Genomic DNA, 13774 nt, shown 5'->3' on the forward strand with positions numbered 1-13774 from the left:
ATCTCATCCCCGGGAAATTCGTGGCGAACGATTTGTCAGGGGGTCCGCTGCCCCGGAGGCGTCGCGGGCGGCGGCGCCTGGTGTCGCGTGCCGCCCTCGCCCAGCGCGATCGACTTCGCGGTGTTGGAGACGGCCTTGATCCCCAGGTAGGCCGTGGTCAGGCTGCTGACCGCGGTGAACGCGGCGGTCAGCACACCGACGATGACCGCCCGGTCGCCGTCGAGCTGCCACACCCCGAAGATCGCGACGCCGGAGATCGAGAGATTGCTGAGCACGACCGCCAGCAGCCCGTACCGCGCGCGGTCCTTCTCCAGCTCGACATCCCGAATGGCCTTGGCTTCGTCCCTGCTCATCGTCCCCCGCCCCCTGGACCTACGCCGACCAGGCAGAACGTAGCGCCACGGGGGAACGCTGTACAGACGACGAAAGCCCCGTCCGAGGACGGGGCTTTCGCACCTTGTGGCTGGGGCCGGGGTCGAACCGGCGACCTATCGCTTTTCAGGCGATCGCTCGTACCAACTGAGCTACCCAGCCACGAGGCTTCCGAGGAAGCCTCAGCGGTCCTGACGGGATTTGAACCCGCGGCCTCCACCTTGACAGGGTGGCGAGCACTCCAAACTGCTCCACAGGACCAAGCGATGCGTACGACAGTGTCGCACACGATGTTGCGTGCCCCCAACGGGATTCGAACCCGTGCTACCGCCTTGAAAGGGCGGCGTCCTAGGCCGCTAGACGATGAGGGCTATCGGCCCGCCTGGGCGCTTCTCAGCGCGTCGGGGACGTGAGAAGCATATGGGATGCGGGGAGCTATCGCCAAAACGGTTTACGGGGTGGAGGGCGAGGGGGTGGACGGGGTGGGTGAGGTCGAGGTGGCTCCTGGCTGGTTCTCCTTCGGGAGGTGGCGGGTGACCTCCGCCGTCGTCTCGCCCAGGCCGCCCAGCTTGATCGAGTCCCAGGCCTGCAGGCGGCGGCTGTCGCGGTCGAAGTAGAGGATCGAGGCCTCGATCGGGGCGGGGTACTTGTGTTCCAGTGCGCGCAGGCCGCTGCCGCCCGTCGAGCCCTCCATGCGCAGCCGGGTGCCGTACTTGAGGATCTCGTCGCCCTCGTGGTGCAGGTGGCCGCAGAGGACCAGCGGTACCTCGCCGTCGACCTGGCGGGCGGCGGAGGGTTCGTGGACCATCGCCACGTCGACCGGGGTGCCCGCCGTGCGCTGGTCGCTCAGGGCCGAGGCCAGGCGGTCGCCGGCCAGTTCCTCGGAGGCGTCGGCGCCCGGTTTGTTCGAGCGGTCGGGGGTGAACTGCGGGTCGCCCATACCGGCGAAGCGCAGGCCCGCGACGGTCTCCGCGCGGCCGTCGTCCAGGACGTGGACGTTCTTCATGCGCTCCAGATAGCGCTGGGTGGCCGCCTGCGAGTCGTGGTTCCCCCGGACCCAGACGTAGGGCGCGCCCAGGTCGGCGATCGGGTCCAGGAAGCCGTTCTCCGCCGCCGTGCCGTGGTCCATGGTGTCGCCGGTGTCGACGATCACGTTCACCTTGTACTGCTTCACCAGCGACGCGATGATCTTCCAGCTCGCCGGGTTGAGGTGGATGTCCGAGACGTGCAGGACGCGGACGGTGCTCGGGTCCGGCTGGTAGGCGGGCAGGGTGGACGTGACGTCGTAGAGCTTCGTCACGTTGGTCACCAGGCGCGCCAACTCCTTCTGGTAGACGTCGAATTCGGTGACGATGTTGCGCGCGTTGCCGACCAGGGACGGGGCCGAGGAGAGCAGGCCCGAGTACTTGGGTTCGAGGACGGACTCGGGGTTCCAGGTGGCGTACGCCGAGGCGCCGGAGGCCATGAGGAGGGCCAGGGCCGTGCCGCCGGCGGCGAGGGCGCGGCGCGGGCGGCGGTAGACCGCGAGGCCGAGGGCGGTGGCGCCCGAGACGACGGCGACGCAGGAGCGCAGGGCCAGGTCGAGGGTGCCGTGTTCGACGTCGTGGGATACCTCGTCCTGGAGGCCGGAGAGGCGCTCGGGGTGGTCGACCAGGGCCTGGGCGCGGGCCGGGTCGAGCTGGTCGACGTTCACGTCGAGGCGGACGGGTGCGTGGTGGCTGTTCAACTGCAGGGCGCCCAGCGGGGAGATGTTGATCTTGGTGCCGCCGGTGAGGGAGGGGCGCAGGGTCATCGTGGTGTTCATGGGGCCGACCGGGACCCGTACGTTGCCCACGATCAGCAGGCCGAGCCAGGCGCCGAGCAGGACCACGGCGACCAGGCCCAGCGCGCGGGGCCAGGGGTGCGGCTGCCGGACGAGCTCGAGCGTCGGGAGGGGACGCCGGGAGCGGTAGTGGCGGGTGAGGGTGCGCGGGGACTTGCGTATGCGGTTCACGACGGTGGCGGCGATGGCGGGGACGCGGGCCATTGGTCCCGTATGCCCAAGTGCGGGTGTGGATATGCGGGTGGGTTCATGACTCTCGTACGGACGCCCGGTGGCTGACAATGGGCCTGTGCTGGAGATGACGCGCGAGGAGTTCGAGGAACTGGTCGCCGAGGCGCTCGACCGGATCCCGCCGGAGCTGACGCGGCTGATGGACAACGTCGCGGTGTTCGTCGAGGACGAGCCGCCGGCGGACGATCCCGAGCTGCTCGGGCTGTACGAGGGCACGCCGCTGACCGATCGCGGGGAGTGGTACGCGGGGGTGCTGCCGGACCGGATCACGATCTACCGGTGGCCGACGCTGCGGATGTGCGAGACGCGGGAGGACGTGGTCGCGGAGACCGAGGTGACCGTGGTCCACGAGATCGCGCACCACTTCGGGATCGACGACGCGCGGCTGCATGCCCTGGGGTACGGGTAGGCGCCGTGTCCTCTTGTGGGCGGCGGGAGTTGGGCACGTTGACTTCTCCCCCCGCCTCGGAGGTGGCTTCCCGTGCGCCCCTTGTACGTACCCGTCCGTCTGGCCGCCACGGTGATGGCCGTCGCCGCTGCCGCCGGCTGCATGAGCGTGGGTGACGACTCGGGCGGGAGCGGGAGGCCCTCGCACTCCGCCGGGCAGCACGGGGGTGAGGCGCCCGACGGGGGATCGGCGGTCTCCGGCGGGAGCGGCGGGGGTGCGGTCGCGGCCGACGGCAAGCGCGGGAAGAAGAAGGGCGAGGCGGAGTCGGAGGCGTCGGCTTCCGCCTCGGCATCGCCGTCGGCGGGCGCGAGCCGGTCCGCTCCCGCGGCGGGCGGGCCGGGGTCGAGCGAGAAACCGGGAGGCCCCACGCCGACCAGGGCGACGCCGCCTCCGACCCGGACGGTCGAGCCGCAGCCGACGCCCACCGAGCAGCCGCCGTCCGCCTCGCCGACGCCGCCGCCGACCGCCGAGCCGTCCTCGTCGGCGCATGAGCAGACGGCACCGCAGCTGGCGGAACGGGAGCCGGCGCCGACTGCGGGGAGTCCGGCGTAATCGCAGGACAGCGGGTGTGACGTACGTCTACGCGGCTTGGTTTGCCTTCGGGGGTGGTGGGTGCGTATGGTGGTAGATCGTTTGATCCCATTGCCCGGCGCCACTGCAGAGCGCGCCGTGTGGCGCGTACTCTCCCTTGCCGTGGCGGACCGCATAGAGGCGGTCGTGAGCGAATCACGGAGTTGACGGGCGCGTGCCGACCGAGACTCCGGAAGGTTTCGCTTAAGCATGTCCATTTCCAGTACTGATCACGTCGTCATGCCCGAGAACGAGGGCACCGAGGACGCTCCCGAGGTCACCTTCGCGGACCTCGGTCTCCCCGAGGGCGTGGTGCGCAAGCTCGCCCAGAACGGCGTGACCACCCCCTTCCCGATCCAGGCCGCGACCATCCCGGACGCCCTGGCCGGCAAGGACATCCTCGGCCGTGGCCGCACCGGCTCCGGCAAGACCCTCTCCTTCGGCCTGCCGACCCTGGCCCGGCTCGCCGGCGGTCGCACCGAGAAGCACAAGCCGCGCGCCGTCATCCTCACCCCGACCCGTGAGCTCGCCATGCAGGTGGCGGACGCGCTCCAGCCGTACGGCGACGTCGTCGGCCTGAAGATGAAGGTCGTCTGCGGCGGTACGTCGATGGGCAACCAGATCTACGCCCTGGAGCGCGGCGTCGACATCCTCGTCGCCACGCCCGGCCGTCTGCGCGACATCATCAACCGCGGCGCCTGCTCCCTGGAGAACGTCGAGGTCGCCGTTCTCGACGAGGCCGACCAGATGTCCGACCTGGGCTTCCTGCCCGAGGTCACCGAGCTGCTCGACCAGGTCCCGGCCGGCGGTCAGCGCATGCTCTTCTCCGCCACGATGGAGAACGAGATCTCCACGCTGGTCAAGCGCTACCTGGTCGACCCGGTCTCGCACGAGGTCGACGCCGCCCAGGGCGCGGTGACGACCATGTCGCACCACATCCTCATCGTGAAGCCCAAGGACAAGGCGCCGGTCACGGCCGCGATCGCCTCTCGCAAGGGCCGCACCATCATCTTCGTCCGCACCCAGCTGGGCGCCGACCGTATCGCCGAGCAGCTGCGCGAGGCGGGCGTGAAGGCCGACGCGCTGCACGGCGGCATGACGCAGGGCGCCCGGACGCGGACGCTGGCCGACTTCAAGGACGGTTACGTCAACGCGCTCGTCGCGACCGACGTCGCCGCCCGCGGTATCCACGTCGACGGCATCGACCTCGTCCTGAACGTCGACCCCGCCGGTGACCACAAGGACTACCTGCACCGCGCCGGCCGTACCGCCCGCGCGGGCCGCACCGGCACGGTCGTCTCGCTGTCGCTGCCGCACCAGCGCCGCCAGATCTTCCGGCTGATGGAGGACGCGGGCGTCGACGCCGGGCGTCACATCATCAACTCCGGTACGGCCTTCGAGCCCGAGGTCGCCGAGATCACCGGCGCCCGTTCGATGACCGAGGTCCAGTCCGAGTCCGCGGCCAACGCGGCGCAGCAGGCCGAGCGTGAGGTCGCGCACCTCACCAAGCAGCTCGAGCGGGCGCAGCGCCGCGCGAGCGAGCTGCGCGAGGAGGCGGACCGCCTGGTCGCCCGAGTCGCCCGCGAGCGCGGCGAGGACCCGGAGGCCGCGGTGGCCGAGGCGCAGGCCGAAGCTGCCGTCGAGGCGGTCGAGGTGTCCGTGCCCGAGCAGCCGCTGGCGCAGGACGTCGACCGGGCCGAGGCTCCGGCGCCGTACGAGCGTCGTGAGCGTCGGGACAACGACCGTGGCGGCTTCCGTCGCGACGACCGTCGTGACGACCGCGGTGGCCGTTCCTTCGAGCGTCGTGACAACGACCGCGGTGGGTTCAACCGGGACCGTGGCGACCGTGGGTTCGAGCGTCGGGACAACGACCGTGGCGGGTTCCGTCGGGACGACCGTCGTGACGACCGTGGTGGGCGTTCCTTCGAGCGTCGGGACGACCGTGGCGGGCGTGGCTTCGAGCGCCGGGACAACGACCGCGGTGGCTTCCGCCGTGACGACCGTCGTGACGACCGTGGTGGGCGTTCCTTCGAGCGTCGCGACAACGACCGCGGCGGCCGTTCCTTCGAGCGCCGGGACAACGACCGTGGCGGCTTCCGCCGTGACGACCGTCCGGCCGGCCGTTCCTTCGAGCGCCGTGACGACCGCGGCGGTCACCGCGGCAGCGACCGTCCCTTCAACCGGGACCGCCAGGGCGACCGCCCGGGCTTCCGCTCCGGCGGCCACGAGCGCCCGTACGGCCGCCGTGACGACCACCGTGGCACCGGAGGCGGCTCCTCCTCCTTCGGCCGCCGCGACGACAAGCCGCGCTGGAAGCGCAACGGCTGACGCCGAGTGAGCTGAGAGAAGGGCCCGTACGACTTCGGTCGTACGGGCCCTTCCGGCGTTTCGGGCCCGGGTGCGGTGGCGCAGAAACGGCTTTCTCGGGGTCCGAAATCCTCTACCGCAACCCGTGTGAAGGTTGTTAACATCCCATCGCTTGCGTGGCGGATCGTGGCCGAGGGGGATTTCGACGAGGCCTGTCGCCGCGCCTTTTCTGACTCCCTGGGGAGGGACCCTTGACCCGGCATGCCCGGATCGCTCTCACGCTCGTCAGCCTGGCCGCCCTGGGCGCCGGCTCACTGACCACCGCGGGCACGGCGGCCGCGGACACCACCCCGACGCCGATCACCACGGACGGCGTCTGGGGCATCGACTACGCGGGCGGCTTTCTGACCAGCGTGGAGAACACGCCGAGCGGTTATCAGTGGGTGGTCGGGCGGCAGATCTCCGCCGACGGTTCCACGGTGCTGGACAAGACGTCCCGGGGCTACGCCGCGACGTACGCCGACGGCAGCCATGTGCAGCGGGTGTCGTGCGACGCCGGTGCGGAGGGCTGCGTTCCGATGCGTACCTTCGGCAACACCTACCTCGGCACGTTCATGGAGACCGCGTCGGGCAAGCAGGTGGCGGAGATCCATCTGACCGAGAACTCGCTGAGCGGCACGGAGGAGCCGACGGTCACCGGCGGCCGCTTCGTCGACGCCACCGGCCGTTACTACGTCTACCAGGCGTCCTCCACCGGCAAGCAGTACGTCGACGCGGTGTCCGCCTACCGCACCGCCGACGTGCGGCTGACCCGGTCCGTCACGGCCGCCTCCGTGTGGGGTTCGGCGCTGTGGACGCCGGGTTCCGGCAACGGGGTCGTCACGCAGTACGACCTGGAGGGCAAGAAGACCGTCGCGACCGTCTCCACCGGTGCGCCCTGCACGGTCAAGGAGCTTCAGGTCGTGGGCCGTTGGATCTATTGGAACTGCGGTCCGACGGGCGCCGCGGGCGTGTACGACCGTACGGCGAAGAAGAACATCACGGTTCCCTCCGGCCCCGCGCTCGTCGGTGACGGCTATCTCGTCCGGCACGACCGGGCGGCCGGGAAGCTGATGCTGACGGACTACCACTCCGGTACGGCGGCCGCCGCGCGCGAGATCGCCGACCTCCCGGCCGGGAACACCGCCGATCAGCGGCGGCTGACCTGGGCGGTGGACAAGTTCGGCGGCGACATCGCCTACGTCGGTCAGGACCACTCGATCCGGATCGTGCAGAGCGGGGTGCCGGCGCAGTCGCTGGCGAAGATCGAGTCGGACGTGGCCGGCGACTCGGTGGACGTGAAGGGCAACAACGGCGTCGAATACTGGGGCAGCTACTGGCAGTTGAACAAGCCGGCGAACTGGACCTTCACCGTGAAGGACCAGCTGGGGCGCACCGAGCGCACGATCACGGGCAGCGGCGCGCAGGTCGACGTGGACTGGGACCTGAAGTCGGACTCGGGCGCCTACCTCACCAACGGCCCCAAGACCTGGAGTCTGAAGGCCGTCGCCGAGGACGGCGGCGGCACATACAGCACGGGTGGCTCGCTGGGGTACAACGGCGGCCTCCAGGGCTTCCACGACCAGGGCTACTACAGCTACGGCGAGCTGGCCACCCTCAACTCCTCGGGCGCGCTGACCCTGCACTACACCAAGGGCAAGGGCACCTACGACTTCAAGTACTCCGCCTCCGGCTGGCCCTCGGGGACGGTGGCCGTGCCGTTCGGCGACATGGGCAAGGACCGGTGCGCCGAGATGCTGGTGCGGATGCCTGGCGGTGAGCTGCGCCGCTACGCGGGCAAGTGCGGGGCGTCGTACACACCGTCGAGCAGCCACACCTCCCTCGGCACCGGCTGGAACGCGTACAACGTCCTCACCGCACCCGGTGACCTGACCGGCGACGGCCGTACCGATCTGCTGGCCCGCAAGGCCTCGACCGGTGACGTCTACCTGTTCGCCAACGACGGGGCCGGGAAGCTGAAGGCGGGCGTCAGGATCCGCACGTGGTCGACGTACAAGAAGATCGTGGGCGCCGGCGACCTGAACGGCGACGGCTTCGGGGACGTGCTCGCGCTGGACAAGGCCGGAACGCTCTGGCGCTACGACGGCACCGGGACGGGCCAGGTGAAGGAGCGGGTGCAGGTCTTCTCGAACTGGGGGGCCTCGTACAACGCGGTCGTCGGCGTCGGGGACATCACCGGCGACGGCAAGAACGACCTGGTCGCGCGGGACACCGCGGGCAACCTGTACCGCCAGACCGGCAACGGCAACGGGTCGTTCGCCGCGCGGGTGAAAATCGGGACCGGCTGGCAGGGCTACAAGGGCCTTTTCTAGAACGGCACTTTCTGGCCAAGTCGTGATGCATGTCACGCCCCTGGTGAGGGAATCGCTGGGGGCATGACAGATGACGCCATAGCGAGCGGGCAGTCGGGCCTCTCCGACGAAGAACGGCTTGCCCAGCTCGGCTACACGCAGGTCCTGGCCCGCCGCATGTCGGCGTTCTCCAACTACGCGGTCTCCTTCACGATCATCTCGGTCCTGTCGGGCTGCCTCACGCTCTATCTGTTCGGCATGAACACGGGTGGCCCGGCCGTGATCACCTGGGGCTGGGTGGCCGTAGGCCTGATGACGCTGTTCGTCGGCCTGTCGATGGCCGAGATCTGTTCGGCCTACCCGACCTCCGCGGGCCTCTACTTCTGGGCCCACCGCCTCGCGCCCCCACGCTCGGCAGCCGCCTGGGCGTGGTTCACCGGCTGGTTCAACGTCCTGGGCCAGGTGGCCGTGACGGCGGGCATCGACTTCGGCGCCGCGTCCTTCCTCGGCGCGTATCTGAACCTCCAGTTCGACTTCGAGGTGACGCCGGGCCGCACGGTGCTGCTCTTCGCCGGAATCCTCCTCCTGCACGGCCTGCTGAACACCTTCGGCGTCCGCATCGTCGCGCTGCTCAACAGTGTCAGCGTGTGGTGGCACGTGATCGGCGTCGGGGTGATCGTCGGCGCGCTGGCCTTCGTGCCGGACCACCACCAGTCGGCGTCCTTCGTCTTCGGCAAGTTCGTGAACAACACGGGCTGGGGCAGCGGCGTCTACGTGGTGCTGCTCGGCCTGCTGATGGCCCAGTACACCTTCACCGGCTACGACGCCTCCGCCCATATGACGGAGGAGACCCACGACGCCTCGACGGCGGGCCCGAAGGGCATCGTGCAGTCCATCTGGACGTCGTGGATCGCCGGCTTCGTGCTCCTGCTCGGCTTCACGTTCGCGATCCAGTCGTACGACAAGGAGCTCGCGTCTCCGACCGGCGCACCGCCGGCCCAGATCCTGCTGGACGCGCTGGGGGCCACGGCGGGGAAGCTCCTGCTCCTGGTCGTCATCGGGGCGCAGCTGTTCTGCGGGATGGCGTCGGTGACGGCCAACAGCCGCATGATCTACGCCTTCTCACGCGACGGCGCACTGCCGTTCTCGCACGTCTGGCACACGGTGAGCCCGCGCACCCGGACCCCGGTGGCGGCGGTGTGGCTGGCGGCGGTCGGGGCGCTTGTGCTGGGCCTGCCGTACCTGATCAACTACACGGCCTACGCGGCGGTGACGTCCGTCGCCGTCATCGGCCTCTACATCGCGTACGTCATCCCGACGCTGCTGCGGCTCGGCAAGGGCGAGGCCTTCGAGCGCGGACCCTGGCACCTGGGCCGCTGGTCGCGTCTGATCGGCATCGTCTCGGTCGTCTGGGTCGGCGTCATCACGATCCTCTTCATGCTGCCCCAGGTCTCGCCGGTCACCTGGGAGAGCTTCAACTACGCCCCGGTTGCGGTCCTGGTGGTCCTCGGCTTCGCGGCGGCTTGGTGGGGGGCGTCGGCCCGGCACTGGTTCCTCAATCCCGAACACGCCCGCACGATCGCCCGCGAGGCGGCACGCACGGCGCCCTCCGGGGGCACCCCCGAAAAGGTCGATCCGTAACACTCCGGCTCGATCTTCGCCTCCAACACGGCCGCGTCCCCGATACCCGATCGGAGACACGGCCGTGTCCGGCTATGCTCGGGGAGGCAACATCGCCAGGGGCCCTTAGCTCAATTGGCAGAGCAGTGGACTTTTAATCCATTGGTTGTGGGTTCGAGTCCCACAGGGCCTACAGGTTGCAGGTGGGGGACAGCCCCTTCGACCTGCTGTGCGGCGCCCGGGTCGGCTTCGGTCGGCCCGGGTGCCGCTTCGGTTTCGGGCTGACTTGCCGTCAGCGCGTCCTCGGCAGGACGGCGCCGAGGATCACCTGCACCTGGCCGATCAGGCGTGACGGGTCGATCTTCCCGGGGTCGGTGAGGGCGAGGCGGCCGAAGTGTTCGGCGCAGGCGACCAGGGCGTGGGCGAGGATCTGCGGGTCGAGCTGCGGGGCGCGTTTCGGAGCGCTCCGGTCGGTCAGGGTGAGGGAGATCCACTGCTCGACCCGGAGCCGGAAGCGTTCTCTGTCCGTCTCGATGCGGTCGCGGACGAGCGTGGGCATGTTGCCCGGGGGCAGCAGGATCAGCCGCCAGGTGTCCGGGTCCTCGCGAAGCATCGCGGACATCCGGCGCACGGCTTCGGCGGCGAACTCGGCGGGGTCGCGCAGATTCGCGGGGTCGGGAATCGTCGCGAGGAGCCGGGCGAAGGCGCGGGCCTGCTGCCGGTCGAGCAGGGCGGTGAGCAGGGCGTCGAGGTTCTCGAAGGCGCCGTAGACCACCGACCTGGCGACATCGGCCCGCTTGGCGATGGCGTCGATGGAGACCCGGTCGTAGCCGTCGTTCACGATCACGGCGAGGGCCGCGTCGAGCAGTTGCTCGCGACGTTGCTCGATCGGGACGCGCGGGGCGTAGGGGCGCCGCTTGCGCGGCTTGCCTTCCGGGGATGCCGATGAATCCGAGGATGTGGACGCTGACACCTTGGCAGTTTACGACATGCGTGTCTTAATTTAAGACAGCAGTGTCGTAATTGAGGACGGCGGCGCACGCCGCGGATGCACAGGGAGCGGCTCCATGGCGAGGCTGAAGCGTGGCGAGGTCGAACCGCACGAGGACTACGGTTTCTTCGGCCCGGACTCGGTGGTGTGGAAGGTCTGGAGCTATCCCACGGCACCGACGGTGGGGTTCCAGCGGGCCGTGGTCGTGGAGGAGCTCGACCCGCCGCTGGTGGCCGCCGTCCACGCGACCCAGGGCATCTACCAGCGCGCCCGCACTCGCTACGACCGGACCCTGCGGTACTTCGCGATGGTGGCCTTCGCCGGTTCACGGGAGGTGTGCAAGGCCGCGGACGTCCTGGTCAGGGTCCATTCCAAGGCGATCGGCCAACTGCCGTACGGCGGCGGGACCTACGACGCCAACGACCCCGCCTCGCAGCTGTGGATCCAGCTCACCGGCTGGCACTCGATCCTCTACGCGTACGAGAAGTACGGGCCCGGGAAGCTCACGGCGCAGGAGGAGAAGGAGTACTGGGAGGCATGCGCCCTCGCCGCGGAACTGCAGACGTGCTCCCCCGACGACATTCCCCGCAGCCGCGCAGGGGTCCGGGCGTACTTCGAACGGATGCGCCCGCAGCTGTCCGCCAGTCCGATCGCCCGGCAGGCCATGAACCATCTGCTCAGGAGTGAGCTCGTACTGCCGCCGACGCCGCGCTGGGCGAAGCCGGCGAACCTGGCGGTCGCGAAGGTGCAGCGGATCGCCACGATCGCCACCATGCCGCGCTGGATGCGCGAGATGGCGGGGATCCGGCAGTCACGCCTCCTCGACACGCTCATCGTGCCCGTCATGAAGGCGGCCTTCGCGCTCGCCCACCTCAACCCCAGGGTGGAACTGGTCCTGTTGGGAAGGCTCTCGCCCTCGACGGTTGCGGTGGTCGCTCCGGTCAAGCTCGGGATTCCGCCCCGCAAGGAGGAAGTGCTGACGCCCGCGGAGGCACGCGCCCGCTACGGCTACGCCAAGCCCGCCGAAGCCCATCTCGAGTTCCGGGCCCGGCAGTCCGCCCGAGTCTTCGGCGCCGGCGAGGCTCCCAGCGACCAGGGGCTCATCGAGTCCCAGGAGATCCTGGGACCGCTGTCGTAACCGGACGGCGCTATGGGTGCGACTCGCGTTTGCGGGTGAGGGTTTTTGCTGGTAGATCACGACGCTTGGCGCGTCGCTGTCCGTTTTAGGGCAATTCGTATTAATCTCCCGTGGCTGTAAGGAGTCGATCAATCACGGATCGCTTCCTTACCACCTCACCTCACCTCTTCACTCCACCGGAGATCCACATGCACAAGCTTCGCAAGGCTGCCGTCCTGGTGGCCGCCCTCGGGAGCGTCGGGTTCCTGACGGCCGGCGCCGCCCACGCCGACGGGCGTCACGGCGGCGGCGGAGGTTCGGTCGACGTCCTGCAGAGCACCACCTGCCGGTCGCACGACCTGAACGTCAACATCCTCGGCCAGGTCGGGATCCTCAACGGCGTTCTGGGCAACGGCCTCAACGGCGAGAACAACCCGGGCGCGCAGAACACCACCGAGGGCTCGAGCATGGGCTGCAACAACGCAGCGTTCAACAAGTAGGCCAAGCCCTCCCCGGCGCCCCGGCCACTGGTCGGGGCGCCGGGGCTTTTCGTGCCGATCGACGGCAAGCGCGACGGCAGCCCGGTCGCGCTCCCTTGTGGGTTCGTCGCGCGGCCGGGCTGCCGGTGTCGTGCAGAGTGTTGCCGTACGGACTTACTTGCCGTGCGGCGCGTCGAAGATGCCGTTCACCGGCGCGAAGTAATCGGCGTCCGAGCCGCCGTGGCCGCCCTTGCCGTCCGGGTTGTCGTAGTCGGCGACGGCGTTGGCCTGCGAGTTCGCCACCGCGGTGATGTTGTCGACACCGTCGTCGTGGTGGCCGTCGCCGTGGGCGAAGCTGACGCCGGCCCCGAAGGCGGACAGCCCCGCGATCGCTGCGGCTACGACCGCAACGCGCTGCAACTTGCGCATAGTTAGACCCTTTCTTGCTCAGGGCGGTATGCCCTGGCTTGACTACTTAATGTGAGAATATATGCACAAAGAGTAGTTATTTAGGATCTTCGGTCAGCCCGCCGTGTCGCTCAACGCCCGGCGGCGGCGATGCGGGGGCATCGGGCTGACCTTCCCGGTGTTCTGCCATCTCGAATTGCTGCACCAGGCAAAGGTGTTGGGCGAGCATTACCAAGGGTGCTGTCCACCTACCGTGAGGAAGATCAAGAATGTGCCGCCTGCTCGGCGTCGTCACCCGCACTCCCCGGCCCCTGGCCGACGGCCTGGGCGAACTTGCCCTCCCCTTCGCCGAGTTGGGCCGGGAACACCGCGACGGCTGGGGTATCGCCGCCTGGTCCGGACGGGACGTGGGCCCCCGGATCGTCAAGGACACCGAGCCGGCCGCCGCGAGCCCGCTCTGGGACGAGGCCCTCACCGGCACCCGCAGCGACGCCGCCCTGCTGCATCTGCGGCTGGCCGGCCCCGGGCTGCCCGTCGTGCCCGGCAACACGCACCCGTTCAGCGCAGGCACGCTCGCCTTCGCGCACAACGGCTACTTCTCGCCGTACGACGCACTCGACGGTCTCATCGACGCCGATCTGCTCGCCGGGGCGGGCGGCGACACCGACTCCGAGCGGTACTTTCTGCGCGTGCTGACGCTGCTGCGGGACGAGGACCCCGTCGACGCCCTGGCGCACGCGGCCGCCGACATCCGCGCCCGGGCGTCCTTCGCCAGCCTCAACTGCCTGCTGCTGACCGAGCAGGCGCTGCACGCCTACGCCGACGAGGACCCCGGCTCCGAGGTCAGCAGGCGCCGGGGCCCCGACTTCTTCCGGCTGCGCTACCGGACGGAGGGTGACCGGGTGGTCGTCGCCTCCAGCGGTGTCCCGCAGCCGGAGGGGGAGTGGAGCGTGCTGCCGTACCGCCGGGTGCTGGAGATCAGGCGGTCCAGCCTGCGGGTGTCGGTGCACCGGGTGGCGTACGACGGGGTCGGTGCCGCCTGATCCCCCTGCCGGCCC

At 69.8% G+C, this 13774-nt stretch carries 12 protein-coding genes and 4 tRNA genes; 9 read left to right on the plus strand and 7 right to left on the minus strand.

The window, feature by feature from the left end; genetic code table 11:
• Window positions 1–35 precede the first annotated feature (35 nt).
• The 5 genes from ABZ880_RS40015 to ABZ880_RS40035 form a co-directional block, all read right to left on the minus strand.
• Window positions 36–353, minus strand: a complete 318-nt coding sequence (locus ABZ880_RS40015; RefSeq protein WP_361273855.1) for a hypothetical protein — start codon at window positions 351–353, stop codon at window positions 36–38.
• A gap of 107 nt (window positions 354–460) precedes the next feature.
• Window positions 461–534, minus strand: a tRNA-Phe gene (locus ABZ880_RS40020).
• 24 nt (window positions 535–558) lie between these two features.
• Window positions 559–633: transfer RNA gene (locus tag ABZ880_RS40025), tRNA-Asp, on the minus strand.
• Window positions 634–670: 37 nt separating this feature from the next.
• A tRNA-Glu gene (locus ABZ880_RS40030) sits at window positions 671–743 on the minus strand.
• Between the two features lie 80 nt (window positions 744–823).
• The gene (locus ABZ880_RS40035) at window positions 824–2398 is read right to left on the minus strand and encodes a metallophosphoesterase (protein ID WP_361273858.1); all 1575 of its coding nucleotides are present in this window, start codon (window positions 2396–2398) and stop codon (window positions 824–826) included.
• A gap of 85 nt (window positions 2399–2483) precedes the next feature.
• Between ABZ880_RS40035 and ABZ880_RS40040 the strand changes: the two genes are divergently transcribed.
• The 6 genes from ABZ880_RS40040 to ABZ880_RS40065 all read left to right on the plus strand — a co-directional run bounded on the left by ABZ880_RS40040 (window position 2484) and on the right by ABZ880_RS40065 (window position 9914).
• A complete protein-coding gene (locus tag ABZ880_RS40040; RefSeq protein ID WP_361273861.1) occupies window positions 2484–2834 on the plus strand; it encodes a metallopeptidase family protein in 351 nt (116 codons plus the stop codon).
• Window positions 2835–2906: 72 nt separating this feature from the next.
• Window positions 2907–3425 carry a hypothetical protein gene (locus ABZ880_RS40045; protein WP_361273864.1) on the plus strand — a complete coding sequence of 173 codons (519 nt, stop codon included), beginning with the start codon at window positions 2907–2909 and terminating at the stop codon, window positions 3423–3425.
• 228 nt (window positions 3426–3653) lie between these two features.
• Entirely contained in the window at window positions 3654–5771 is a 2118-nt protein-coding gene (locus ABZ880_RS40050) for a DEAD/DEAH box helicase (protein WP_361273866.1), read from the plus strand.
• A 230-nt stretch (window positions 5772–6001) separates the two neighbouring features.
• Window positions 6002–8122 (plus strand): VCBS repeat-containing protein, encoded by a 2121-nt coding sequence (locus tag ABZ880_RS40055; protein WP_361273869.1) that lies wholly within the window; start codon window positions 6002–6004, stop codon window positions 8120–8122.
• 63 nt (window positions 8123–8185) lie between these two features.
• Complete coding sequence (locus ABZ880_RS40060) at window positions 8186–9742, plus strand: amino acid permease (RefSeq protein ID WP_361273871.1); 1557 nt, start codon at window positions 8186–8188, stop codon at window positions 9740–9742.
• A gap of 99 nt (window positions 9743–9841) precedes the next feature.
• Window positions 9842–9914 (plus strand) — tRNA-Lys (locus tag ABZ880_RS40065).
• Between the two features lie 99 nt (window positions 9915–10013).
• Here the strand turns inward: ABZ880_RS40065 and ABZ880_RS40070 are convergent.
• Window positions 10014–10694, minus strand: coding sequence for a helix-turn-helix domain-containing protein (locus ABZ880_RS40070; RefSeq protein WP_361273873.1), 681 nt, complete (start codon window positions 10692–10694; stop codon window positions 10014–10016).
• Window positions 10695–10788: 94 nt separating this feature from the next.
• On the opposite strand from ABZ880_RS40070, the gene ABZ880_RS40075 reads away from it, so the two are divergent.
• Both ABZ880_RS40075 and ABZ880_RS40080 read left to right on the plus strand, forming a co-directional pair.
• Window positions 10789–11850 (plus strand): oxygenase MpaB family protein, encoded by a 1062-nt coding sequence (locus ABZ880_RS40075; protein WP_361273875.1) that lies wholly within the window; start codon window positions 10789–10791, stop codon window positions 11848–11850.
• Window positions 11851–12038: 188 nt separating this feature from the next.
• Window positions 12039–12329, plus strand: coding sequence for a hypothetical protein (locus tag ABZ880_RS40080; protein ID WP_361273877.1), 291 nt, complete (start codon window positions 12039–12041; stop codon window positions 12327–12329).
• A 153-nt stretch (window positions 12330–12482) separates the two neighbouring features.
• Here the strand turns inward: ABZ880_RS40080 and ABZ880_RS40085 are convergent, their stop codons facing one another.
• Complete coding sequence (locus ABZ880_RS40085) at window positions 12483–12737, minus strand: hypothetical protein (RefSeq protein WP_361273880.1); 255 nt, start codon at window positions 12735–12737, stop codon at window positions 12483–12485.
• A 248-nt stretch (window positions 12738–12985) separates the two neighbouring features.
• Here ABZ880_RS40085 and ABZ880_RS40090 point away from each other — a divergent pair, with 248 nt between their 5' ends.
• Window positions 12986–13759 carry a class II glutamine amidotransferase gene (locus tag ABZ880_RS40090; RefSeq protein ID WP_361273883.1) on the plus strand — a complete coding sequence of 258 codons (774 nt, stop codon included), beginning with the start codon at window positions 12986–12988 and terminating at the stop codon, window positions 13757–13759.
• Window positions 13760–13774: the final 15 nt, after the last annotated feature.

This window comes from Streptomyces sp. NPDC047043 (assembly GCF_040644055.1).
Lineage (GTDB): Bacteria > Actinomycetota > Actinomycetes > Streptomycetales > Streptomycetaceae > Streptomyces.

What these genes read in the sequence shown, in the direction of transcription:
- ABZ880_RS40035 (WP_361273858.1), bottom strand. Translation starts at nt 2,398, where the DNA reads ATGGCCCGCGTCCCCGCCATCGCCGCCACCGTCGTGAACCGCATACGC.
- ABZ880_RS40085 (WP_361273880.1), bottom strand. Translation starts at nt 12,737, where the DNA reads ATGCGCAAGTTGCAGCGCGTTGCGGTCGTAGCCGCAGCGATCGCGGGG.
- ABZ880_RS40080 (WP_361273877.1), top strand. Translation starts at nt 12,039, where the DNA reads ATGCACAAGCTTCGCAAGGCTGCCGTCCTGGTGGCCGCCCTCGGGAGC.
- ABZ880_RS40090 (WP_361273883.1), top strand. Translation starts at nt 12,986, where the DNA reads ATGTGCCGCCTGCTCGGCGTCGTCACCCGCACTCCCCGGCCCCTGGCC.
- ABZ880_RS40060 (WP_361273871.1), top strand. Translation starts at nt 8,186, where the DNA reads ATGACAGATGACGCCATAGCGAGCGGGCAGTCGGGCCTCTCCGACGAA.
- ABZ880_RS40015 (WP_361273855.1), bottom strand. Translation starts at nt 353, where the DNA reads ATGAGCAGGGACGAAGCCAAGGCCATTCGGGATGTCGAGCTGGAGAAG.
- ABZ880_RS40050 (WP_361273866.1), top strand. Translation starts at nt 3,654, where the DNA reads ATGTCCATTTCCAGTACTGATCACGTCGTCATGCCCGAGAACGAGGGC.
- ABZ880_RS40075 (WP_361273875.1), top strand. Translation starts at nt 10,789, where the DNA reads ATGGCGAGGCTGAAGCGTGGCGAGGTCGAACCGCACGAGGACTACGGT.